The organism is Armatimonadota bacterium (assembly GCA_031081585.1).
GTDB lineage: Bacteria > Sysuimicrobiota > Sysuimicrobiia > Sysuimicrobiales > Humicultoraceae > Geohabitans > Geohabitans tengchongensis.
This window is the reverse complement of the sequence record JAVHLY010000027.1, coordinates 12,324-33,432: the sequence shown is the minus strand read 5'-3', so window position 1 is coordinate 33,432 and position 21,109 is coordinate 12,324. Positions and strand designations below refer to the sequence as shown.

Genomic DNA, 21,109 nt, shown 5'->3' with positions numbered 1-21,109 from the left:
CCCGCGAACGACCCGTACGGTCAAGGCGAGCCACCCGTCCTGTTAGTAATCTCCTCCTGCGAGTAGGAACAGGCTCGGGAACCCGCTACCGCTTGAGCAACTCGCCCAGAATTCGGCCGGGAAACGTGGACTGTTGTCAATCGGATGTCGGTCCGGTTGCATATCTAATTCTCTCAGCTACCTCGTGCTTCCTGCCGACTACCCGCCCGGCCATCCGTCCCCAGATCTTGCTACCTCGCTTAAACCACACGCTTCTCAGCGCCTTCCAAGCGACGAGGGAGCTCAATAGCAACGCTGAAAACAGTCCCGCCCTGCTGGGCGAACCAACTACGACCAATAGAGCACATAGAGCTAACAAGCCGAGGCTGACATAATTCAAGTGCTGCTGCGACGCAGGAAGAAACGATTTATCTGTAGCAAATACGACTTCCTCGACCCAGGACATAAACTTCAAATTAAATTTAGAAAGAAACCTAGACCCTAATCCACCTAATATCACATCAGGGAATGCAACAGCTGCGAATACGACGAAGCTAAGTGCGGCGAGTGACATTAGCAAAATGGCCCACCGAACTCCCATGTAATCAGCAAGGAACCCCAGACCGATCATCGAGACAAACCGAATTGCGGCAAGCATGACTTGGCGAAACGCCAACACCCTCCCAAGCAAATATTGCGGAGTCTCTTCCATCACAATCTGTGCAATGCCGAGAACAGTTACCATGTTGTACATGCCATACCAGAATGACGCAGTGTGGAGCATGCCCGCATTGAAGGAAAATCCGGCAGCAGCTGTGGAAGCGATCCAAAGGAGAAAGGGAACTACCACGAGAGCTTCCCTTGGGAATTTGGGCCCGTACCATCCACTAAGAAGCGATCCTGCAAGAAAACCTATCCCCATCATGCTGCCGAAGACACCGAAATCCGTATCCGACAGCTTGAGCTCGCCCTTAACAAGGGGGGTTTGAAGCGAGTTGAATCCTGAAAGTACCCATCCAAACAATAAGATCGCTAGGGCTATTTGTGATCGTTTGTGCCAAATGAACCTCAAGCCATCCCAAACATCAACCCAAATTGTGTGTATCCCTTTCTGTTCAGCTATTTCAACACGCATTCTAGGGAGAAAGGCTAGAAATAATGCCGAAATTAAATAGGACGCTGCGTCCACGTAGAGTGCCGCATGATAACCAGCGATAGTAACCATAATCCCGGCAACTACTGGACCCACTATCTCGGTCCCTGTGTCGCTGGCGGTGAGAAACGATGTTGCAGCAAGATACTCTCTCCTTGACGTAATTTGTGGAATAGCTGCAAAGACAGCGGGGCGGAAGAAGGTTGTAGCACACGAAATCAGAAAGAGATCCAGGTAGACGAGGCGGATGTCGATTCCCATGAGCCATGGGATCAGGGCGACGAGCAGGGCGCGTACCAGGTCGGCAGCCACCAGAACCGTCTTGCGGTCCAACCGGTCGATCAGGGCTCCTGCGGGCAATCCCAGCACGGCCGGACCCAGCATCAGCGCCGTCAGGGCATAGGACACCGAGAGGGCCGACGAAGTCTGCGTGTAGACCCAGAGCGAGATCGCCACCCAATGGAAGCGGTCACCGAGTTGGGAAACGGCCTGGCTGCTCCACAGGAGCGCGTAGGCCCGGTTGCGCATCAGCGCGCGAAACCCCGGGGAGGAAACCTGCAGGGCGGTCGGAGAGGCCTCGGCCGCCGCTCCCGGTCCCTGACGCTCTGTCGAGGAGGCCCGGGACTCGGAGGTGGGGGAACCCGTCATGATGACCTGCCCGTCTCAGAAGGGAGAGCCCGTCGCGATACCCTACCTGCCTCAGAGGGGGAGCCCGTCACGGTACCCTGATTGCGTCCCCTGCTCTATCCGCTTCCTTCCCAACCTTCCCGGATAGGGGACGCCAGCTCCTCCAGGGGAGCAGACTGCAGGCAAGGGGGAGGCAGCCCCTCCACGAGACCGGGCCGGGGACTCACCACCGGCAGGGCGAGAGGCGTCCCCCGGGAGAGAGCCGGAGCCAGGCCCGCGATCAGAAGAGGACTTCGGTAACGCCGTTCCGATGCCGGACGACGATGAGGTCTCCACTCTGCTGCAGCCGCCAGAGGGCCCGGGTCATCCCCTTGACCCTGACGGTCCGGAAACCGAACTCGCCCGGTGGGCGCCGGTGGAAGCCCTTGCCGCATGAGGTGCAGTAGCTCGCTCGGTCAGGGACGAAGGCCTCGCGGGTCTGGTTCCATCGGATCGTCACGTTGGCGACGACTTTGTCGCTGCCACAGTGAGGGCACTCGAGTGGCGTCATGGTGTCGGACCTCGGTCTCGGGAGCTGGGCTCCCTCCTCTACCTCCACCTCCCTTGTTCACCGCGCGTCAGGACGCCTCCTGCGCGCTCCGCGCGGCCGGACCGGGGAGAGCATCCCGACGTCCTTGCTGGAGGCACGTCCTGACGGCCTCATGGCGTACCGGTGTCGATGCGGAAGACCTCGACTCCCGGAGGCTGCACCAGGACCTCGCTGAACTCCCGCATCCAGGCCTGGGTGGCGTCGGCCGAGCCCAGCGGATCGCTGCGGTACTGGTCGAGCTGGTCGAGGGTGGGGAGTTCCACCTCGTACTCCAGGGCTGGCTCCCCGCGTCCGCGAGTGAGCGGGACGAGGAGGCGCGCGGTCAGGCCGCGTCGCCGGGCCGCCTCCACTTCCCGTCGGATCAGCGCGATGGCCTGGTCTCGGTCGACGGGGAGGACATCGTACGCAAAGCGGACGACGTACACGCGGTCACCTCCTCACGGCAGGGGTTCCAACGACCCGCGGGCAGCCGGGGCCACATTCCCGGAGGGTAGTGGGGCGAAGCGATGCTTACGGTCCGGAGACACAGGCTGGACGCGCCCCGGGGAGCGGTCGGTCAAGGACCGGGATGGAGCGAACGACGAGGGGGAGCAGGCCTGTAAGCCGGGTTCTGTCCCGGACCGAAGTCCGGGGGCAGCCATCTCTCTGGGGCCGCCAGTCACCTGCGGCCTCGAGCGGCCTACCCGGGGATCGGCGGGCCACGTCATCTCCCCCTACCTGGCCTTGCTCCGGGTGGGGTTTGCCTGGCCAGCCCGTCACCAGGCTGCCGGCCGGCTCTTACCCGGCCTTTTCACCCTTACCCCGGCTCCTGGCGACCACACCGGCCGCCCCTCATGGCCGGGGCGGTATGTTTCTGTGGCACTCTCCCTGGGGTCGCCCCCGGTGGGTGTTACCCACCACCCTGCCCTGCGGAGCCCGGACTTTCCTCGGACCACTGGGTCCGCGGCTGCCCGGCCTGCTCCCGACCGTCATTGTACCAGAGAACCTGCGGCCGGCGCCGGACGCGGCACGCTGGAGACGGGCCCGTCGCGGGAGCGTCGTCCCTTCACCCGGATTCGGGTGGCGAAGGCCCGCCCGCGCTCGTCGCAGGGCGGACAATGGGTGGGAGGAGGACGCGGATGCGTTCCTCCTGCGGGAGCGGCGCTCCCCGGCCCAGGAGGTCCCGCACGGCCTGCTCGGCCAGGGCTCGGATGTGCTGGAGCGCCTCCTCCCGCGTACGCGCGAGGATGGCCACGCCCGGCAATGCCGGGACGGTGGCCCGCACGCCCTCGGGACTCGCTTCCAGCAGGACCGTCAGGTCGAGTGCGCGCGGGGCAACGGGGCCCAGGGCCCGGTTTGCCAGCTCATCGGCGCGCCGGTTGGCTTCGCGGGGCACGTACGTCACGGTCCGGTGCCGGAATTGTCCCAGCCGAAGTCGGACCTGCTCGTACAGCGGCCGCAGACCGGGACTCTTCACCTGGTAGCGACCGGTGAGTTGCCGGACCAGCAACTGGCTGTCGGAGCGGATCTCGACCTCATCGGCCCCCATCCGCAGCACCGCGTCCAGCCCGCGGAGCAGCGCCCGGTACTCCGCCACGTTGTTGGTGGCCTCGCCGATGGCCTCTCCCAGCTCCTCCAGCGTGCGACCCCGCTCGTCCTGGATGACCACCCCGATGGCGGCCGGGCCCGGGTTGCCACGCGAGGCCCCGTCGACGTACAGGACCCGCTTCATCACCGGGCCCGCGTCATGCCCCGCCGTCCGCCAGGACCAGGATGCGCCCGCACCGCTCACAGGTCAGGAGCGTCTCCGGCTCCTCCGCCAGCCGGCGCACCCGCGCTTCCGGCAGCACCACGTGGCACCCCTCGCAGATCCCGCGCCGCGCAGCCGCGACGGCCACCCCGCCCAGGCGCTCCCGCAGCCGCTCGTAGCGTCGCCGCAGCGGTTCCTCGATGGCAGCGGCGAGGGCGTCGCGCGCCGCGGTGAGCCGGGCCAGCTCCGCTTCCAGCGCCGCCCGCTCGCGTGTCGCCGCCGCCTCGCGCTCCTCCCACTCCCGCCTGGCGGCGGCGGCCGCGTCCGTGAGGCCCCGCAGGTCCCCCAGCAGGCCCTCGGCCCGCTCCATCTGCTCGAGGATGGCGTCCTCCAGGCGACGGGCCTGGCGCTTCAGCGCCTCCACCTCCTCCTGCATGGCGGCCAGTTCCTTCGGGTTCCGGATGCGACCGGCGTAGAGGTCCTGCTCCACCCGCAGCCGTTTGGCCACCGTCGACTGCAGTGCCAGCTCGAGGGTCCGGATCTCCCGCTGGGTGGCCGCCAGCGCATCCTCTCCCGCCCGCAGGGCCTCTCCGGCAACCCGCACCCGCGCCTCCACCTCGGCATCGGGGCCGAGCGCGCGCAGGCGCTCCGCGACCCAGGCCAGGCGGGAGTCGAGTTGCTGCAGGCGGTAGAGCAGGCGTGGTGCGACCTCGGCACCCACGTCGGGCGTCGTCGCCGGCGGCTCAGGGACCTCGGCCATGGGAGTGCTTGCTTCCTGCCCGCACAGGCGACTTCCTGTCGCTGGGCAGGCAGGATGGCACCGGGTAGATTCATGGTAGGGCCGCCCGGATGGGGAAGAAGCAGGGGGCAACCCCTGTGTAAACCTATCCGGGCGGCTCCGGGCTTGGGCGGTGCTCCTACCGGCGCTTCTTTCCGGCCTTTGGCTTCCCCTTGGCGGCTGGCCTGGCGCTCTTGCCCTTGGCAGCCACCGGCTTCCGCGGAGCAGGGCGAGCCGCCGGCCGCTGCGGTTGCGCCGGCTTGGCCGGGGCGGGCGCCGGCTTGGCCACCGGGCTCCCCGCCAGGGGGGCTGCGGGCTGGCCGGGGCGGATCCCCGGCCGGATCGGTGCCACCGGACGGGTGACCGGGGGACGTTGTGCGGCCTGCGGCATCGGCCGAGCGGGGGTAGCCGGCCGCGCGGGGGCGGGCGGCCGCATGGTCGGAGCGGGACGCGGGCGGGCCGTCGGTGGTGCCGGCTGCGGCTCGATCTTCAGCCGCTTGCGCTTCTCCTCCCACCAGCGCTGGTACCGCGCCCCCAGAGCCTCGAAGTGGTCGAAGAGGTCCGGCCACTCGAGTTCGCGCCGCATCCCCTGGATGATCGGCTCAACCTTGGCCCAGGGGACCGGGAAAAGCTCGAAGACCGCCTCAGGGTCGATGGCCCCCCCCTCGACCAGCACGCCCAGGCTGTCATAGAAGTTGGCGACACGGATCAGGTTGTTGAACCGGATGCTGCCCGGAGGGGCCTCGATGATGAACTGCTCGTAGTCGGCGAAGTCGAACTGGAAGACGATGTACTGCATCGCCTCCAGGTTCTGGGGCGTGTCAGCCAGCGCGATCAGCCGGAGGGCAACGTCAACCTCGGCCGGCTTGAGCCTCTTCAATCGGCGTCACCTCTGTGGCCGCAGGGGCCCTCAATTCCCGGTCCGTCCCGGGGCCGTCACTGCCTCTCTAACGCACCCTTCCACCCAAAATTCGCCCTTGACGACTGAATCCCTTTCAATGCGGCGAAACTGTCCGTTAGGGCGGCATTCATGGGCATATTCCCTGGCCTTTTTGGCATTGGCGGTGCCAAGGAGTCGATCAGGCGGAGGGAGGGGATATCACCCACAAAACATATTATAACAGGGACGAAGGGCGGCTAAAAGAGGGTTTATGCTATACTTCTCGAGACGGCCCCGGGGGGGCCTGTGGTCCCCTCAGGGGCAAGTCCCGGCGTTGTACGCCGTGGAGCGAGCGGCGGGCGAGTAGCTCAACGGGAGAGCGCCTCCTTTACACGGAGGAGGCCGGGGGTTCGACACCCTCCTCGCCCACCACTGCCCTGTGTCCCCGGCCCCACGGGGAGCTTTGTGTCCCCGGCCCCCGGGCCAAGACGCGGGCCGACCCCCGACCCTCCATGGGCGCCCAGGAGAGGCGCAGGCGCGCCCGAGGACCGGAGGATCGGGGGTCTGCGGCGACGTCAGCCTCGCTTCAAGTACCCCAGCCGCGTCCAGACCTCCCGCAGCGTCATGCGGCGCGGGTCCGCCCCCTCGGTCCGCACCTCGTCCAGAGGGCGTCGCGAGGGTTCCTCGGTGACCGACCGCACGAGGTGCTCGCCCTTGGGCGTGAGGATGAACCGCACCGCCCGCCGGGTCTCGTTCGACCGCAGGACCTCCAGGTACCCCTCCTGCACGGCGAACCGGCAGGCGGTGTAGATCTGGTCCAGGGTCAGGTCGCACCGACGGCTGATCTCCACGACCGACAGGCCGTGGGCCCGCCAGGAGGTCGCCTCGTAGAGGACGCGCAGCACGCCGCCCACCCACGCCAGGATTTCCGGGCTCACCATCAGCAGCTCCCCCTCCCCCCGCACGTCGGTACGACAGAGGACGATGCCAAGCACACGGACCGCAGACGCCGGGGTGCCTGCTGGACTCGGTCAGGTTGTGGCTGAACTGGCTGGCTCGCTAACGTTATGCCCAGGCAGCTCCGGGCGTAGACATCGCGGGCCTAAGGAGGTTGCAGACCACCCAGGTCGTGGGCGCCGGCGGTTGTCCACGTTGTCCACGCCGTCCACAGCGGCCGAACGGAAGTTTCGGATTGACCGCCCACCGCCCTCGCCGTAGAGTGGGCACCGTCAGCGGTGCGCTGGCGGCTAGATGGGAGGAGGCACTCCTCCGGGAGCGGCCCGGCCTAACTTCCGCCGTGCGGCCGCTGACGCTTTTCCCCCCGAGGTCTGCGGAGACGTGCCCCGGAAACGAGTTCCCGCCCCGCGGCCCACTCCCTCCATTGCCTAGAAGGCCTACGCCCTGGCCGTCCGACCCTGGAGTGTAGGGTCTCGCCGCCTCCGCCCCTACCCACCCGAGGGCGGAGGCCGATCCCACGCGCGAGGGCGCACTGCTCCCGGGGTCCGACCGGGCGAGGCCGATTCCCTCGGCGGGGCCATTCGGAAGATTCACGCGAAGCGGTACGGCTGACGGTGACCCTGACCGGCGGGCCCGGTGGAGGTGAGGCAGGTGGGGAACCGTCAGATGCTCCGGGTGGTGGTGATCGCCACGAGTGCTTGGCTCGTCGGGTGTGGTGGGGCGGCGGGCGTCCTTCCCCCTCCCCCGACGGCAGGACCGCTGCCGACGGTCGAACGGACGTACACGGACGCCAGCGGCGATGCGCAGGCAGACACGGGAACTGCCTACGATGTCACCCAGGTGGTGACCCGTCGGCTGGACACGGCCCCGTTCGGTGCCTACGACACGATGGAGGTGGAGATCGTCTTGGCGCAGTCGGTGCGGCTTCCGGATCCCGGAACGCGCGCGGGCGGCGGGGCCCGCCTGGGGTTCCGCCTCTACCTCGACACCGACCAGGACGGGGCGACTGGCCCGATCACCGACCCGGGGTGCACCTTCGCGGGGAACGAGTTCCTGGTGAACGGGTTCGACCGGCGCCTGGACTCCGGCGCCTACGAGGTGCAGGGTGAACCGTGGAACGGGACGAGCGGCCAGATGGTCGGGGAGGCGTCCGTGACCCGGGACGAGGTGCACCACACGATCATCCGTATCCGCGTGCCCCTCAGCACCCTGGGGAACGACGACGGGCAGATGCGCGTTGCCCTGCGCGTCGGCAACGGCGACGACCGGACGACGGACTGCGCACCGGAAGCCGGACAGGCCTTCACAACGGGCCGGTAGCAGACCGGGGAGGGTGAGCAGGCCAGAGCGGGGTCAGTCCACGGGGCGGATGCCGACCTCGTCCAGGTGCCGGCGCAGGTCGGCCGGGTCCTCGTAGACGCGGTACGCGCCGGCGCGGTGGAGCTCGTCCTCGCCATAGCCGCCCGAGAGGAGTCCCACGCCCAGCGCCCGGGCGCGGCGCGCCGCCAGCAGGTCCCAGACGCTGTCGCCGACCACCACGCAGGAGGTGATCGGCACCCCCAGGCGCTCCGCCGCGGCGAGAAAGAGGTCGGGGTCGGGCTTCGCGCGCGTGACCAGGTCGCGGGTGATCACCGGGACGCCCGGGGGGATCTCCAGCAGCTGAAGCGCCGGAGCGGCACTCTCCCGGCGGCCGCTCGTCGCCACGGCCCAGGGGACGCCCATGCGGGTGAGGTGGGCCAGCAGCGCCCGGGCCCCCGGCAGCGGGCGCACCTGTGACACCAGGCGGCCATACGCCTCCTGGTGCAGCCGCTGGATGCGCGCCACCTCCTCCGCGGTCACGGACCGGCCGATCTCCCGCAGGAGCGCGTTGATGAAGAGCCCGCCGCTCATGCCGATGCGGCGGTGGATGCGCCACACCGCCAGCTCGATGCCCACCGCCTCGAGCGCTTCCCGCCAGGCCAGGACGTGCTGGTAGACGCTGTCCACCAGCGTGCCGTCCAGGTCGAAGAGCAGCGCGGGCTCCAGGGCGGGGCGGGCCTCCGCCATCTCACAGGGTGGACTCGCCGACGAGGACGATCGCCGGACCGGGCGTCCCCACCAGGTTGCCGCCCGCGCGCTTGGCCGCGTACATGGCCCGGTCCGCCGCCTCCAGCAGGTCGTCGGGGTTCCGGCCGTGCTCGGGGGCCACGGCCACCCCGGCGCTCACCGTCACGCGGATCCCCTGGACCTCCAGGGCGGCGATGCGCCGGCGGATGCGGTCGGCCACCTCGACCGCCACGGCCGAAGAGGCCCGCGGCAACACCGTGACGAACTCGTCCCCGCCGAAGCGGGCGGCCAGGTCCATCCCCCGGCTGCTGGTGCGCAGGACGTCCGCCACCGCCCGCAGCACGGCGTCGCCGGCCAGGTGGCCGTAGCGGTCGTTCACCTGCTTGAACCGGTCCACCTCGAAGAGCACCACCGCGACTTCCTCACCGGTGCGCTCCATCCGTGCCAGTTCCCGCTGCAGCGCCTCCCACAGGCCCCGGTGGTTCACCAGCCCGGTGAGCCCGTCGCGCAGGGCCTGGGCGGTGAGCTCGTCGTCGCGGCGGGCCCGCACGATGGCCAGCGCGGCCAGCGTGGCGAACGCCTCCAGGACGGCGCGCACCGTCGGGGGGAAGTCGTCCTCCGCCGTGCTCTCCACGTCCAGGACGCCGATCACCCGCCCGTCCACCACCAGCGGCAGGGCCAGCTCCGACTGCACTCCGGCTGCCCCCTCGACGTAGCGGGGCTCCCGGCGGACGTCGGGGGCGTAGAAGGCCTCGCCCGTGGCAGCCACGTGCCCGACGATCCCCTCCGTGCCGATGCGGAAGCGGCGCGTGGCCGCGAAGGCGGGGTCGACGCTGCGGTGCGCCTCGATGTAGAGCTCGCGGGCGGGCTCGTCGACCAGCAGGACGGCGGCGATGCTGTAGCCGAAGAGGCCGACGATCTGGTCGAGGATCTCCTCCAGGACCTCGCGCAGGTTGCGCGGGCGGAGCAGGCGGCGGGCCACATCGAGGAGCCCGGGCAGGGCGTTCTGCACGATCTGCGGGAGGGACGCCTGGGGGTCCGGGTCAGGCTGGGGCCGGTCGGCCATGGCCGGTCAGACGACTTCCAGGGCGACCTCGCCGCCGACGCGGAAGACCTGAGCCCCCAGCCCCCGCAGCTTCGCCACCATCCCCTCGTAGCCGCGGTCGATGTTCTCGATGCCGCTGACCTCGGTCGTCCCCGTCGCCGCCAGTCCGCCGATGACGACGGCCGCGCCGGCCCGGATGTCGAGGGCCTCGACGGGGGCCCCGGTGAGGGTCGGGACACCGTGGACGTGCACGGTATCCCCGTCGAGGCGGATGTCGGCGCCGAGCCGACGCAGCTCGTCGACGTACCCGAAGCGCGACTCGTAGATGGTCTCGCGCACGGTGGAGACGCCGCGGGCGCGGGTCAGCGCGGCGACGAGCGGCGGGTGGAGGTCGGTGGCGAAGCCCGGGTAGGGGGCGGTGTCCACGTCCACGCCGCTCAGCTCACCCGTGACGCGCACGCGCACCCCGTCCGGTTCCACCAGGATCTCCGCCCCCGCCTCCGCCAGCTTCGCCAGCAGCGCCTGCAGGTGCTCGGGGATGAGCCCGGCCACCTGGACGTCCCCCCCGGTGGCGACGCCGCAGAGCAGGTAGGTGCCGGCCTCGATGCGGTCGGGGATGATCGCGTACTGGGCGCCGTGCAGCGCCGGGACCCCCTGGATGGTGATGGTATCCGTGCCGGCGCCGCGCACGCGGGCGCCCATGAGGTTCAGGAAGACGGCGGTGTCGACCACCTCGGGCTCGCGGGCGGCGTTCTGCAGCCGGGTGGTGCCGCGGGCCAGGCTGGCGGCCATCATCAGGTTGATGGTCGTGCCTACGCTGCTGCGGGGGACGTAGAACTGCGTGGCCCGCAGCCGGGTGCGCCGGCCGAGGGTCGCCTTCATGTAGCCGTGCTCGGTGGTCACCTCGGCGCCCAGCGCGGCGAAGCCGCGCATGTGGAAGTCCACCGGGCGCGAGCCGATGGAGCACCCGCCCGGCAGCGGCACCTCGGCCCGGCCCAGGCGCCCGAGCAGCAGCCCGGCCGTGTAGAAGGAGGCCCGCATCCGACGCACCAAGTCGTAGGCCGGCCGGTGGCCGCGCAGCTCGCGGGCGTCGATGACCATGCGCCCGCCGGCGAAGTCGATGCGCACGCCCAGGCCCTGCAGGATCTCGCTCAGGGTGAGGACGTCCTGGCAGTGGGGGACGTTCTCCAGCACCGAGACGTCGGGGGCGAGACAGGCCGCCACCATGACGGCCAGCGAGGAGTTCTTGGCACCGGAGACCCGGACGGTGCCGCGCAGCGGGTGGCCCCCGTTGATGACGATCCGTTCCACTGCGGACCTCCCTGCGGGGCCGGCCCCGCCGTGGCCCCCGAGCGCCTCAGGGGTGCAGGCGCTCCTGGACGTAGGTGCGCACCAGCTCCTCGAGCAGCGCCAGGCGGTCGACCTGGCGGATCACGGTGCGGGCGTCGCGGTGGCTGGTGATGTAGGTGGGGTCACCCGAGAGGAGGTAGCCGACGATCTGGTCCACCGGGTTGTACCCCTTTTCCGCGAGCGCCGCGTAGACGTAGGCCAGGACGTCGCGGACGTCCCGCAGGGGTGGCGCCCCCAGCCGGAAGACGCCCGTGCGCTCCTGCTCCGTCATCGTCCCCCCCGCGATTCCATACCCCGATGCCTGGGGACCGAGACCGCCGGAGGCTGGCAGCGAGGACAGAAGACGGTCCCTCGCCCGCCGAGCCGCACGACCGCGAGGCGTCCCCGGCACCGGGGGCAGGATCCCGCCCGATCCCGCACCCGCAGGAGGTCACCCGCCGGCTCCCCCTCCCGCATCCCCGCCCGCACCGCGCGGCCAAGGACGCGGCGAATCGCCTGGTGGAGTCGACGGATCTCCGCAGGCCCCAGCTGCTCCACCCGTCGGGCTGGGTGGAGCCGCGCCTGGAAGAGGATCTCGTCAGCATAGATATTCCCGATGCCGGCGATCAGGTCCTGGCGCAGCAGCAGGGGCTTGAGCGTGCCGCGCCGGCCCCGCAGGAGCGCGCGCAGCCGCGCCGGCGTGAGGGCCCGGCCGAGCGGCTCAAGCCCGAGCGGCCCCAGGGAGGCCTGCACGCGGCCGTCTGGCAGGAGGTCGACGTGGCCGAACCGCCGCTGGTCCACGAAGCGCAGCTCCTCCTCTCCATCGAGGGCCAGGGCCAGCCGCGTGTGCGGAGGCCGGGGCTCCCGGCGCGGGGCCACGATCAGGTCCCCGGTCATGCGCAGGTGCACCGCCAGCACGTCCCCGCCCTCGAGGGACAGGAGGAGGTACTTGCCGCGGCGGCCGACGCGGGTCACCCGCCGGCCGCGCACCTGCCTGGCGAAGGTCTCGCGGTCGGGCGAGCGGACCGCCAGCCGGCCGGCAGGGGTCGGCGGGGCCAGGTAGGCCAGCCCCTCGATCCGCCGGCCCACCAGCCGCGGCCGCAGCCTGCGGGCGACCACCTCGACGTCGGGGAGTTCCGGCATCGCCTCCGGTCGAGGGGGGATCCGGGCCCCAGCGGTGCCGCTGGGCCGGCCTTCCGGTATGCGTGGCCGGGCGCGGGCCTCAGGCCTGCGCCGTGTAGACGGCCACGATGCCGCCGGCCAGGTCGCGTGCCCGGGGATCCTGAAACCCCGCCTCCCCCATCATCTTGAGCACCCCGGCCTGGTCGGGCCAGTGGCGCACCGAGACCGGCAGGTACAGGTAGGCGTCGGGGTGGCGGGAGACGAGCCGGCCGAGCGTGGCCAGCAGGGTGAAGGAGTAGAGGTCGTAGAGGGCCCGGAGCAGTGGACGACGGACGCGGGCAAACTCCAGGACGGCCAGGCGCCCGCCCGGACGCAGGACCCGCCGCAACTCCCGCAGTCCGGCCAGCGGGTCGGCCAGGTTGCGCAGCCCGAAGCCGACCGTCACCCCATCGAAGGTGGCATCGGGGAAGGGCAGGGTCAGGGCGTCGCCCACCAGGTAGGCGATAGAGGCCGCCGTTCCTCCTCCCGGGGAGGGCCGGGCGCCGTCCCCCTGCCGCCTCCGGCGCCTGGCCAGGCGGACCATCGGGGCGGCAAAGTCGACGCCGACCACCTGTCCCTGGGTGCCCACAGCCTCAGCCAGGAGCCGGGCCAGGTCGCCGGTGCCGCAGCAGACGTCCACGACGCGCGCGCCCGGGGGCGGGGCCAGGAGCCGTACCGTCTCCCGCTTCCACCGCCGGTGCAGCCCGACGCTGATCACCGTGTTGGTCAGGTCGTACCGGGGGGCGATGGCGCTGAACATCACCCGCACGTAGGCGACCCGGGACTGCGGCGGGAGCAGGCGGCGGCCTGCAGCCAGGCCGGTCAGGGGCACGGGGGGCTGAGCGTCGTCGGCATGGACGGGGGTGGTGGTCGCTCCGGACCCCTGCCTGGGCTCAGTGGGCGGCGGTGGCTCAGGCACGGCGCTTTGGTGGCCTCCCCCGGTGAAGAGCACACTCCCCACAGCATCCGGCGCCACCGCATGCTGGTCGGGAGGGGAGCCTGGTGGGCCCGCCTGGGGTCGAACCAGGAACCGGCGCCTTATGAGGGCGCTGCTCTACCCTTGAGCTACGGGCCCTCGCGGCCCATTATAACCCCCTTCCGGAGAAACAGGGTGCGCTCCTGGCGCAGACTACCGCCCGGGTCGGGTGGGCATGTCCCAGGGCGAGATGGTGGCCGCCCTTCGCCGCGCCCTGCTCCTCGTCCTCCTCCTGACCGGCACCCTGGCCTCGTCTTGGGGCCCGGGCGTCCTCGGCACCGACACCCGGGTCCGCTACGCCCTGCCCGCCCGGCGGCCCGACGCCCGTGCCAATGTCGTCCTGGAGCAGCGGGTGATCGACCTGGTGAACCATGAGCGCACCCTCGCCGGCGTGCGCGCGCTCCTGCCCGATCCGGCGCTGCGGGAGAGCGCCCGGGCGCACGGCCGCGAGATGTTCACCTTCGGCTACCTCTCCCACTACTCCCTGGACGGCCGGTCGGTCCGCGACCGGCTGGCCGCCGCAGGAGTGCGGGTCACGCTGGTGGGGGAGAACCTGGCCTACGCCACGGACGTGCTGGCGGCCCATCAGGCGCTCATGGCCAGCCCCGCGCACCGCCGCAACATCCTCTCGCCGGTCTGGCGGGTGATCGGCGTCGGGGTCCTCGACGGCGGCGAGGACGGCGTCATCGTCGTCCAGGCCTTCGCCCGCTGATTCAACCGGCCGGCGTATCGTACCCGACGTGCACCAGGTACAGCCCGTGGGGCGGAGCCGCCGGGCCGGCGGCACCCACTTCGCCGTGGGTGAGCCACGCCTGCACCTGGTCGGGCGCCAGCGTCCCCCGGCCCACCCGCAGCAGCGTCCCCACCAGCATGCGCACCATGTGGCGCAGGAAGCGGTCGGCGGCGACCGTGAGCCGCACCAGGTCGCCGTCCTCGGCCAGCCCCACGTGCAGCACGGTGCAGACGGTCGACCGCCGCGGCGTGCCCGCCGCGGCGAAGGCCCGGAAGTCGTGGCGCCCCTCCAGCACCCGGGCGACGGCGCGCATGCGGTCCAGGTCCAGCGGCTCCGGCAGGTGCAGGGCGTACCGGCGCAGCAACGCCGAGGGGGCCGCCCGCCGCAGCACCGCGTACCGGTAGACGCGGTACCGGGCGTCGTACCGGGCGTGGAAGCGCTCGGGCGCCTCCTCCACGGCCCGCACCGTCACGTCCCGGGGGAGGAGGGCGTTGAGGCCGTCCCGCACCCGCTCCGGCGCCAGCGGGCTCGTGGTGCGGAGGTGGGCCACCTGGCCGAGGGCGTGGACGCCGGCGTCGGTGCGCCCGGCGGCCACGACGCGGGTGGGGACCTGGGTAAGGCGGGCGCAGGCCTCCTCCACCGCGGCCTGCACCGATCGCCCGCGGCGCTGCCGCTGCCACCCGACGAAGTCGGTGCCGTCGTACTCCAGGGTGAGCTTCAGGGTGCGCATCGGTGACCCCCGCTTTCGCCGGAGGGCTCTACCGCCACGCCACCCGCCCGGGGAGCGCCACCAGCAGCACCACCATCACGGTGACCACCGCGGCCACGAGGTCGCGGGCGCCGAAGCGCAGCTCCCGCATCCGCGTCCGCCCCTCCCCGCCGCGGTAGCCCCGCGCCTCCATCGCCAGGGCCAGCTCGTCGGCCCGGCGGAAGGCGCTGACGAAGAGCGGCACCAGGATCGGCAGGAGGGCCCGGGCCCGCTGGACCAGGTTGCCCCGCCCGAACTCCGCCCCGCGGGCCATCTGCGCCTTCATGATGCGCTCCGCCTCCTCCAGGAGCGTGGGGATGAAGCGCAGGGCGATGGACATCATCATCGCCAGCTCGTGGCCGGGCACGCCCACCCGGCGGAAGGGGCGCAGCAGCCGCTCCATCCCGTCGGTCAGCTCCATGGGCGAGGTCGTGTAGGTGAAGAGCGAGGTGACGACGACCAGGAGGAGCAGGCGCAGCCCCACGAAGACGGCCCGCGTGACCGCCTCGACGGTGAGCACCACCGGCCCCATCCGCAGGAGCACCCGGCTCCCCGTCGTCCCGCTGAAGAGCAGGTTGAGCAAGACGGTGAGGAGGAGCAGGAAGAGCACCGGGCGCAAGCCGGCCAGCACGGTGCGCGGCGGGATGCGGCTCACCAGGATGAGCCCCGCCACGACCGCGGCGAAGAGGGCGTGGCCGAGGAAGGTCCCCACCAGGAAGACCGCCACCGTGAGCACCGTCGTGGCCAGGATCTTCGTGCGCGGGTCGAGGCGGTGCACCGCGCTGTCGCGCGGCAGGTACTGGCCGATGGGCACGGCGCGCAGGGCCACTAGCGCTCCTCCTCCCCCGGCGCGGGCGGGGTCCCCAGCACCCGCAGGATCTCGTCGCGCGCCTCGGCCACGGTGAGGGCGTCGACGCGCACGGCCAGCCCGCGCCGCCGCAACCCCCGCAGGACCTGCGCCGGCTGGGGGATGTCCAGGTCGAGAGCCACCAGCTCGTCCGCGCGGGCGAAGACCTCCCGCGTCGGGCCGTCCATCACCACCTGCCCCGCCGCCAGCACCACCACCCGCTCGGTCAGGCGGGCCACCTCGTCCATGTTGTGGGTGATGAGGACCAGGGTGAGGCCGCGGCGCCGGTGCAGGGCCTCCACCAGGTCGAGCAGCTCCGCCTTCCCCTGCGGGTCGAGCCCGGCCGTGGGCTCGTCCAGGATGAGCGTCTGCGGCTCCATGGCCAGCACCCCGGCCAGCGCCACGCGGCGCATCTCCCCGCCGGAGAGGGCGAAGGGGGAGCGGGGACCGAAGACCGCCGGGTCGAGGCCCACGAGGCGCAGGGCCTCCGCGGCCCGCGCCCGGGCCTCATCGGGCGCGAGCCCCAGGTTGCGCGGGCCGAAGGCCACGTCCTCCAGGACCGTCTCCTCGAAGAGCTGGTACTCCGGGTACTGGAAGAGCAGGGCCACCCGCTGGCGGATGCGCCGCTGCTGCACCTCCGGCGCAAAGATGTCCACGCCGTCCACCTCGACGCGCCCCCGGGTGGGGCGGATGAGGGCGTTGAAGGTCTGGACGAGCGTGGACTTCCCCGAGCCGGTAGGGCCGATGAGGCCCAGGCGCTGCCCGTCGGGGATCTCCAGGGAGATCCCCCGCAACGCCTCGGTAGCCATGGGGGTGCCGGCCAGGTAGGTGTGGTGGACGTCGACGACGCGGATCACGCCGGCGCGCGCCCCGCCCGCTCCGCCGCCGCCGCCAGGGCGGCCACCAGCTCCTCCACGGTAAGGGGCGGCCCGTCCAGCGCCACCCCCGCGGCGCGCAGCGCCCAGCCCAGCTCCAGGACGGGTGGGGGGACCAGCCGCAGCCGCCGCAGCGCCTCGGGGTCGGCGAAGACCTCGCGCGGGGGACCGGCGCGCGCGATGCGCCCCCCGTCCAGGACCACGACCCGGTCCGCCCGCACCGCCTCCTCCATGTGGTGGGTGATGTGCACGACTGCGATCCCGGCCGCCTCCCGCAGGCGGCGCACCGTGGCCAGGACCTCGGCCCGCCCCCGCGGGTCGAGCATGGCGGTGGCCTCATCCAGCACGATGCACTGGGGCCGCATAGCCAGAATCCCGGCGATGGCCACGCGCTGCTTCTGGCCGCCGGAGAGGAGGTGAGGCGCGTGGCGCCGGTAGGGGAGCATCTCCACGACGCGCAGGGCCTCGTCGACCCGCCGCCGGATCTCCGCCGGGGGGAGCCCGAGGTTCTCGGGGCCGAAGGCCACGTCCTCCTCCACGACCGTGGCCACGAGCTGGTTGTCAGGATTCTGGAAGACGAGCCCCACGCGCTGCCGGACGGCCCACACCGTCTCCGGGTCCCGCGTGTCGAGCCCATCTACCACCACGCGCCCGGCGGTGGGGCGCAGCAGCGCGTTCAGGCAGCGGGCCAGGGTGGACTTGCCGGAGCCGTTGGGCCCGACCACGGCGAGGTACTCCCCCCGCCGCACCGTGAGGGAGACCCCGGCCAGGGCCGGACGCGCCTCGGGCGTGCCCGCATGGTAGGTGTAGACGAGGTCCTCGACCTCGATGAGGGGAGGCTCAGCGCTCAGGGTGCGGGCCTCCGGCCCCCGCTGCGGCTACTTCGGGACCAGCTCCACCACCGCCAGGGGGGCGTTGTCCCCGCGGCGGGTGCGCGTCCGTACCACGCGCGTGTACCCGCCCCGGGCGGCCGAATAGCGGGGGGCGACCTCGCTGAAGAGGCGGCGCAGGGCCTGCGGGTCGGTGAGGATGCGGCGGGCCTGCCGCCGGGCGTGGAGATCGCCCCGGGCGGCCAGGGCGATGAGGCTGTCGGCGATCTTCTTCGTCTCCTTCGCCTTGGCCACCGTGGTCTCGACGCGCTCGTGCAGGATCAGGGCGCCGACGAGCTGGCGGAAGAGCGCCGCCCGCTCCCCCGTGTCCCGGCCCAGCTTCCGTCCCTTGGCCCCCCAGCCCATCCTCCCAACCTCCACGCCGCCGTGCGGCTACTCCCGCTGCCGGAGCGACAGCCCGATGGCCGCCAGCTTCTCCTTGACCTCGTCCAGCGACTTCCGCCCGAAGTTCTTGACGTTCACGACCTCCTCCTCGGTGCGGGAGGCCAGGTCCCCCACGGTGTTGATGCCGGCGCGCTTGAGGCAGTTGTAGGGACGGACGGAGAGGTCGAGCTCCTCGATGGGCATGCTGTAGAGGCGGGCCAGCTCGCTGTCGCTGCCGGCGTCGCCGCCGGCCCCGCCCTCCTCGTCGGCCAGGCCGGCGAAGAGCTTGAAGAAGTCGATCAGGATGCGGGCGGCCTGCTGCACCGCCTCCTCCGGGCGGACCGAGCCGTCGGTCCAGACCTCCAGGACCAGCCGGTCGAAGTCGGTGGCCTGCCCGACGCGGGTGTCCTCGACGACGTAGTTCACCTTCTGCACCGGGGAGAAGATGGAGTCCACCGGGATGACGCCGATGACGTGCTCGCTCTTGCGGTGGCGCTCCGCCGGGACGTAGCCCTTGCCGCGCTCGACCATGATCTCCATGGCCAGGCGGGCGTCCCGCCGGTCCAGCGTGGCCAGGTGCAGGTCCGGGTTGAGGATCTCCACCTCGCTGTCGGCCTGGATGTCCCCGGCGGTCACGTCCCGCTTACCCGTCACCTCCAGGCGGAGGAGCTTGGGCTTGTCCGTGTGCAGCCGCAGCGTCAGCTCCTTGAGGTTGAGGATGATCTGCGTGACGTCCTCGACGACGCCCGGCACCGTGGTGAACTCGTGCAGCACGCCCTCGATCTTCACCGAGGTGACGGCCGCGCCGGAGATGGAGGAGAGGAGCACCCGGCGCAGGGCGTTGCCCAGGGTGACGCCGAAGCCACGCTCCAGCGGCTCCACGACGAACTTGCCGTAGGTGTCCGAGAGCTCGGCGTACTCCACCTTCGGCTTGGTCGGCACGTCCCAGATCGATGCGATGCTCATGCCTGCCTCCCCCGCTCGGTGCGGCGGCCGGGGCTGGCGCCCGCCCCGCTCACCGCGAGTAGTACTCGACGATCAGCTGCTCCTGGACCGGCACGTCGATCTCTTCCCGCGCCGGCAGCGCCAGCACGCGCCCCTCCAGCCGCTCCGGGTGCCACTCGAGCCAGGAGGGGACCGGCCGGGTGAGGGCGGCGGTCAGCTCCTTGATGCGCGGGTGCTCCCGCCCGGAGGGGGTCAGCCCCACCACCTCGCCGGGGCGGACCTGGTAGGAGGGGATCGTCACCTTCCGGCCGTTCACGGCGATGTGCCCGTGGGCGACCAGCTGGCGCGCCTCCTTGCGGGAGGCGGCCACGCCCAGGCGGTAGACCACGTTGTCCAGCCGCGTCTCCAGCAGCTGGAGCAGCCGAGTGCCCGTAACCCCCTTGGCCCGGGCCGCCTGCTGGAAGTAGTTCTTGAACTGCGTCTCCAGCACGCCGTAGATGCGGCGCAGCTTCTGCTTCTCCCGCAGCCGGATGCCGAACTCGCTGGGCTTGCGCCGGCTGGGCCCGTGCATTCCTGGCGGCGTGGGCCGCTTGTGCACCGGGCACTTCTCCGTGTAGCACTTCTCGCCCTTGAGGTAGAGCTTCATCCCCTCCCGGCGGCAGAGGCGGCAGACCGAGCCCGTGTACCGTCCCATGGCGCTATACCCGCCGGCGCTTGGGCGGCCGGCAGCCGTCGTGCGGGATGGGGGTGACGTCCTTGATCAGGCTGACCTCCAGCCCGGCGGCCTGGAGGGAGCGGATGGCCGCCTCGCGCCCGGCCCCCGGCCCGCGCACGTAGACCTCCACCTGCCGCACCCCGTGCTCCATGGCCTTGCGCGCCGCTGACTCGGCGGCGAGCCCTGCGGCGAAGGGCGTCCCCTTGCGGGACCCCTTGAACCCCGCGGTCCCGGCGCTGGCCCAGGCCAGCACCTGCCCCTGGGGGTCGGTGATGGTCACGATGGTGTTGTTGAAGGTCGACTGGATGTGCGCGACGCCCGCCGGGACGTGCTTGCGCTCCTTGCGTCGACCGCGTGGCTTCTTCGTCATCCGCTCCTCCTCACCTCACGCTCCCGCCCGTGGGCGGCCCCTCACGCTCCCCGGCCCTGGACAGCCCACACCGCGCGCTGGTCGCCCGTGGGCGGGCCACCGCGCCGGCGCCGTCAGCGCCCCAGCCCGGTGGGGCTGGCCGCCTTGCGCCGCCCGGCCACCGTCTTCTTGGGGCCCTTGCGCGTGCGCGCGTTGGTCCGCGTCCGCTGCCCCCGCACGGGGAGGCCGCGGCGGTGGCGCAGGCCCCGGTAGGAGCCGATCTCCACCAGGCGGCGGATGTCCATGGCCACGTCGCGGCGCAGGTCCCCCTCGACCTTGAAGTGCCGGTCGATGTACTCGCGCAGCCGCGTGACCTCGTCCTCGCTCAGGTTGCGCACCCGGGTGTCCGGGTTGACCCCGGTCGCCGCCAGGATCTGGCGGGCCCGGCTCAGCCCGATCCCGTAGATGTACGTCAGGGCCACCTCCACCCGCTTGTCCCGCGGCAGGTCCACCCCCGCGATCCGTGCCATGGCTCCTCCGCTCCCTCCTCGCGCTGGCCTCCCGGGCCGCAGGCGCCCCGGCCCGGCTCCTCCCGCCGTGCCGACGGTCCCGGCGGCGCGATCACCCCTGCTTCTGCTTGTGCTTCGGGTTCTCGCAGATGACGAGAACGCGCCGGCCGCGCCTGACGACCTTGCACTTCTCGCACATCCGCCGCACCGATGCCCGCACCTTCATGTCGCTCCCTCCGCCCGGACCCCGCCCGAATGCCCTCACACCGCCACGCCCGCCGACCTCCCCGGGCCCCGTCCGTCCGGCAGGGGTGACGGCGGCCGCCGTCACCGATAGCGATAGGTGATCCGCCCGCGCGACGGGTCGTAGGGGGAGAGCTCCACCTTCACCCGGTCCCCCGGCAGGATGCGGATGAAGTTGATCCGCATCTTGCCGGAGATGTGCGCCAGGACCTTGTGCCCCGTGGGCAGCTCCACCCGGAACATCGCGTTGGGCAGGACCTCCGAGACCGTCCCCTCGACCTCGATCAGATCCTTCTTGGCCATCCGGCCTCCCCGGCGGCCCTCACGGCCGCGGCCCCTCCCCGCCCCGCGCCGTCCGCCCCGGCGTCCCGCCGGTGGGCGCGGGCGGCGCCAGCCGTTCCAGCGCGCTCCGGACCTCCTCGTCCCGCAACGGCTGCCCCGCCCGCAGCTTCTCGACGAGGTCCGGCGCCGGCCCGTGCAGGATCAGGTGACGCACGTTCTTCTTCTTCGGCCGGTCCATCCCCCGGCGCTGCCCGTCCGCCACCAGGACCATGTCGGCGCCCGCGGTGCCCACGACGACGTAGGTCCGGCCCCGGTCGCGGCCGGCCCGCGAGGTTACCACCTGCCCCAGTAGCTCCTCCTG

At 71.5% G+C, this 21,109-nt stretch carries 27 protein-coding genes, 2 tRNA genes and 1 other RNA gene; 3 read left to right on the top strand and 27 right to left on the bottom strand.

Annotation, left to right across the window (positions count from 1 at the left end):
• Positions 1–136: 136 nt before the first annotated feature.
• The 7 genes from RB146_11030 to RB146_11000 form a co-directional block, all read right to left on the bottom strand.
• Positions 137–1,660, bottom strand: a complete 1,524-nt coding sequence (locus RB146_11030; GenBank protein ID MDQ7829504.1) for an MFS transporter — start codon at positions 1,658–1,660, stop codon at positions 137–139.
• Positions 1,661–2,039: 379 nt separating this feature from the next.
• Positions 2,040–2,309 (bottom strand): hypothetical protein, encoded by a 270-nt coding sequence (locus RB146_11025; GenBank protein MDQ7829503.1) that lies wholly within the window; start codon positions 2,307–2,309, stop codon positions 2,040–2,042.
• A gap of 149 nt (positions 2,310–2,458) precedes the next feature.
• Positions 2,459–2,773: a hypothetical protein gene (locus RB146_11020; GenBank protein ID MDQ7829502.1), complete on the bottom strand. Its 315-nt coding sequence runs from the start codon at positions 2,771–2,773 to the stop codon at positions 2,459–2,461.
• A gap of 158 nt (positions 2,774–2,931) precedes the next feature.
• An RNA gene (gene rnpB, locus RB146_11015) (RNase P RNA component class A) lies at positions 2,932–3,310 on the bottom strand.
• 83 nt (positions 3,311–3,393) lie between these two features.
• A complete protein-coding gene (locus tag RB146_11010; GenBank protein MDQ7829501.1) occupies positions 3,394–4,059 on the bottom strand; it encodes a reverse transcriptase-like protein in 666 nt (221 codons plus the stop codon).
• Between the two features lie 13 nt (positions 4,060–4,072).
• On the bottom strand, positions 4,073–4,837 hold the full coding sequence (locus RB146_11005) for a C4-type zinc ribbon domain-containing protein (protein ID MDQ7829500.1): 765 nt from the start codon (positions 4,835–4,837) through the stop codon (positions 4,073–4,075).
• Positions 4,838–4,994: 157 nt separating this feature from the next.
• A complete protein-coding gene (locus RB146_11000; GenBank protein MDQ7829499.1) occupies positions 4,995–5,735 on the bottom strand; it encodes a hypothetical protein in 741 nt (246 codons plus the stop codon).
• A 357-nt stretch (positions 5,736–6,092) separates the two neighbouring features.
• On the opposite strand from RB146_11000, the gene RB146_10995 reads away from it, so the two are divergent.
• A tRNA-Val gene (locus tag RB146_10995) sits at positions 6,093–6,167 on the top strand.
• Between the two features lie 143 nt (positions 6,168–6,310).
• On the opposite strand, the gene RB146_10990 is transcribed toward RB146_10995, so the two are convergent.
• Positions 6,311–6,730 carry a hypothetical protein gene (locus RB146_10990; protein MDQ7829498.1) on the bottom strand — a complete coding sequence of 140 codons (420 nt, stop codon included), beginning with the start codon at positions 6,728–6,730 and terminating at the stop codon, positions 6,311–6,313.
• Positions 6,731–7,343: 613 nt separating this feature from the next.
• Between RB146_10990 and RB146_10985 the strand changes: the two genes are divergently transcribed.
• Complete coding sequence (locus RB146_10985; protein MDQ7829497.1) at positions 7,344–8,012, top strand: hypothetical protein; 669 nt, start codon at positions 7,344–7,346, stop codon at positions 8,010–8,012.
• 33 nt (positions 8,013–8,045) lie between these two features.
• On the opposite strand, the gene RB146_10980 is transcribed toward RB146_10985, so the two are convergent.
• From RB146_10980 to RB146_10950, 7 genes are all read right to left on the bottom strand, one after another.
• Positions 8,046–8,738, bottom strand: a complete 693-nt coding sequence (locus RB146_10980; GenBank protein ID MDQ7829496.1) for an HAD family hydrolase — start codon at positions 8,736–8,738, stop codon at positions 8,046–8,048.
• A gap of 1 nt (position 8,739) precedes the next feature.
• Positions 8,740–9,804 (bottom strand): sensor domain-containing diguanylate cyclase, encoded by a 1,065-nt coding sequence (locus tag RB146_10975; protein MDQ7829495.1) that lies wholly within the window; start codon positions 9,802–9,804, stop codon positions 8,740–8,742.
• Positions 9,805–9,810: 6 nt separating this feature from the next.
• Positions 9,811–11,094 (bottom strand): UDP-N-acetylglucosamine 1-carboxyvinyltransferase, encoded by a 1,284-nt coding sequence (gene murA, locus RB146_10970; protein ID MDQ7829494.1) that lies wholly within the window; start codon positions 11,092–11,094, stop codon positions 9,811–9,813.
• 46 nt (positions 11,095–11,140) lie between these two features.
• Complete coding sequence (locus RB146_10965) at positions 11,141–11,404, bottom strand: IreB family regulatory phosphoprotein (GenBank protein MDQ7829493.1); 264 nt, start codon at positions 11,402–11,404, stop codon at positions 11,141–11,143.
• The gene (gene mutM / locus RB146_10960; protein MDQ7829492.1) at positions 11,401–12,255 is read right to left on the bottom strand and encodes a bifunctional DNA-formamidopyrimidine glycosylase/DNA-(apurinic or apyrimidinic site) lyase; all 855 of its coding nucleotides are present in this window, start codon (positions 12,253–12,255) and stop codon (positions 11,401–11,403) included. The genes RB146_10965 and mutM overlap by 4 nt, the downstream gene beginning before the upstream one ends.
• 79 nt (positions 12,256–12,334) lie before the next feature.
• Positions 12,335–13,105: a bifunctional demethylmenaquinone methyltransferase/2-methoxy-6-polyprenyl-1,4-benzoquinol methylase UbiE gene (gene ubiE / locus RB146_10955; protein ID MDQ7829491.1), complete on the bottom strand. Its 771-nt coding sequence runs from the start codon at positions 13,103–13,105 to the stop codon at positions 12,335–12,337.
• A 168-nt stretch (positions 13,106–13,273) separates the two neighbouring features.
• A tRNA-Ile gene (locus RB146_10950) sits at positions 13,274–13,348 on the bottom strand.
• 76 nt (positions 13,349–13,424) lie between these two features.
• Here RB146_10950 and RB146_10945 point away from each other — a divergent pair.
• Entirely contained in the window at positions 13,425–13,961 is a 537-nt protein-coding gene (locus RB146_10945) for a CAP domain-containing protein (GenBank protein ID MDQ7829490.1), read from the top strand.
• 1 nt (position 13,962) lies between these two features.
• Here RB146_10945 and truA read toward each other — a convergent pair whose 3' ends face one another.
• The 12 genes from truA to RB146_10885 form a co-directional block, all read right to left on the bottom strand.
• Positions 13,963–14,712, bottom strand: coding sequence for a tRNA pseudouridine(38-40) synthase TruA (gene truA, locus RB146_10940; protein ID MDQ7829489.1), 750 nt, complete (start codon positions 14,710–14,712; stop codon positions 13,963–13,965).
• A gap of 28 nt (positions 14,713–14,740) precedes the next feature.
• Positions 14,741–15,553: an energy-coupling factor transporter transmembrane protein EcfT gene (locus tag RB146_10935; protein MDQ7829488.1), complete on the bottom strand. Its 813-nt coding sequence runs from the start codon at positions 15,551–15,553 to the stop codon at positions 14,741–14,743.
• A gap of 5 nt (positions 15,554–15,558) precedes the next feature.
• Entirely contained in the window at positions 15,559–16,434 is an 876-nt protein-coding gene (locus RB146_10930) for an energy-coupling factor transporter ATPase (GenBank protein ID MDQ7829487.1), read from the bottom strand.
• Positions 16,431–17,282, bottom strand: a complete 852-nt coding sequence (locus tag RB146_10925; protein ID MDQ7829486.1) for an energy-coupling factor transporter ATPase — start codon at positions 17,280–17,282, stop codon at positions 16,431–16,433. Before RB146_10925 ends, RB146_10930 begins: the two co-directional genes overlap by 4 nt.
• A gap of 48 nt (positions 17,283–17,330) precedes the next feature.
• On the bottom strand, positions 17,331–17,687 hold the full coding sequence (gene rplQ / locus RB146_10920; protein ID MDQ7829485.1) for a 50S ribosomal protein L17: 357 nt from the start codon (positions 17,685–17,687) through the stop codon (positions 17,331–17,333).
• Between the two features lie 27 nt (positions 17,688–17,714).
• Complete coding sequence (locus tag RB146_10915; GenBank protein MDQ7829484.1) at positions 17,715–18,656, bottom strand: DNA-directed RNA polymerase subunit alpha; 942 nt, start codon at positions 18,654–18,656, stop codon at positions 17,715–17,717.
• Positions 18,657–18,720: 64 nt separating this feature from the next.
• Complete coding sequence (rpsD, locus tag RB146_10910; protein ID MDQ7829483.1) at positions 18,721–19,344, bottom strand: 30S ribosomal protein S4; 624 nt, start codon at positions 19,342–19,344, stop codon at positions 18,721–18,723.
• Positions 19,345–19,348: 4 nt separating this feature from the next.
• Complete coding sequence (gene rpsK / locus RB146_10905) at positions 19,349–19,735, bottom strand: 30S ribosomal protein S11 (protein MDQ7829482.1); 387 nt, start codon at positions 19,733–19,735, stop codon at positions 19,349–19,351.
• Positions 19,736–19,848: 113 nt separating this feature from the next.
• Positions 19,849–20,244 carry a 30S ribosomal protein S13 gene (gene rpsM, locus RB146_10900; protein MDQ7829481.1) on the bottom strand — a complete coding sequence of 132 codons (396 nt, stop codon included), beginning with the start codon at positions 20,242–20,244 and terminating at the stop codon, positions 19,849–19,851.
• Between the two features lie 91 nt (positions 20,245–20,335).
• A complete protein-coding gene (rpmJ, locus tag RB146_10895; protein MDQ7829480.1) occupies positions 20,336–20,449 on the bottom strand; it encodes a 50S ribosomal protein L36 in 114 nt (37 codons plus the stop codon).
• Positions 20,450–20,550: 101 nt separating this feature from the next.
• Positions 20,551–20,769: a translation initiation factor IF-1 gene (gene infA / locus RB146_10890; protein MDQ7829479.1), complete on the bottom strand. Its 219-nt coding sequence runs from the start codon at positions 20,767–20,769 to the stop codon at positions 20,551–20,553.
• A 19-nt stretch (positions 20,770–20,788) separates the two neighbouring features.
• Positions 20,789–21,088, bottom strand: coding sequence for a KOW domain-containing RNA-binding protein (locus tag RB146_10885; GenBank protein ID MDQ7829478.1), 300 nt, complete (start codon positions 21,086–21,088; stop codon positions 20,789–20,791).
• Between the last annotated feature and the right edge of the window lie 21 nt (positions 21,089–21,109).

What these genes read in the sequence shown, in the direction of transcription:
- infA (MDQ7829479.1), bottom strand. Translation starts at nt 20,769, where the DNA reads ATGGCCAAGAAGGATCTGATCGAGGTCGAGGGGACGGTCTCGGAGGTC.
- RB146_11025 (MDQ7829503.1), bottom strand. Translation starts at nt 2,309, where the DNA reads ATGACGCCACTCGAGTGCCCTCACTGTGGCAGCGACAAAGTCGTCGCC.
- RB146_10980 (MDQ7829496.1), bottom strand. Translation starts at nt 8,738, where the DNA reads ATGGCGGAGGCCCGCCCCGCCCTGGAGCCCGCGCTGCTCTTCGACCTG.
- RB146_11010 (MDQ7829501.1), bottom strand. Translation starts at nt 4,059, where the DNA reads ATGAAGCGGGTCCTGTACGTCGACGGGGCCTCGCGTGGCAACCCGGGC.
- rpsD (MDQ7829483.1), bottom strand. Translation starts at nt 19,344, where the DNA reads ATGGGACGGTACACGGGCTCGGTCTGCCGCCTCTGCCGCCGGGAGGGG.
- rpsM (MDQ7829481.1), bottom strand. Translation starts at nt 20,244, where the DNA reads ATGGCACGGATCGCGGGGGTGGACCTGCCGCGGGACAAGCGGGTGGAG.
- rpsK (MDQ7829482.1), bottom strand. Translation starts at nt 19,735, where the DNA reads ATGACGAAGAAGCCACGCGGTCGACGCAAGGAGCGCAAGCACGTCCCG.
- RB146_10965 (MDQ7829493.1), bottom strand. Translation starts at nt 11,404, where the DNA reads ATGACGGAGCAGGAGCGCACGGGCGTCTTCCGGCTGGGGGCGCCACCC.
- truA (MDQ7829489.1), bottom strand. Translation starts at nt 14,712, where the DNA reads ATGCGCACCCTGAAGCTCACCCTGGAGTACGACGGCACCGACTTCGTC.
- RB146_10975 (MDQ7829495.1), bottom strand. Translation starts at nt 9,804, where the DNA reads ATGGCCGACCGGCCCCAGCCTGACCCGGACCCCCAGGCGTCCCTCCCG.
- rpmJ (MDQ7829480.1), bottom strand. Translation starts at nt 20,449, where the DNA reads ATGAAGGTGCGGGCATCGGTGCGGCGGATGTGCGAGAAGTGCAAGGTC.
- RB146_10945 (MDQ7829490.1), top strand. Translation starts at nt 13,425, where the DNA reads ATGTCCCAGGGCGAGATGGTGGCCGCCCTTCGCCGCGCCCTGCTCCTC.
- mutM (MDQ7829492.1), bottom strand. Translation starts at nt 12,255, where the DNA reads ATGCCGGAACTCCCCGACGTCGAGGTGGTCGCCCGCAGGCTGCGGCCG.
- RB146_11030 (MDQ7829504.1), bottom strand. Translation starts at nt 1,660, where the DNA reads ATGCGCAACCGGGCCTACGCGCTCCTGTGGAGCAGCCAGGCCGTTTCC.
- rplQ (MDQ7829485.1), bottom strand. Translation starts at nt 17,687, where the DNA reads ATGGGCTGGGGGGCCAAGGGACGGAAGCTGGGCCGGGACACGGGGGAG.
- RB146_11005 (MDQ7829500.1), bottom strand. Translation starts at nt 4,837, where the DNA reads ATGGCCGAGGTCCCTGAGCCGCCGGCGACGACGCCCGACGTGGGTGCC.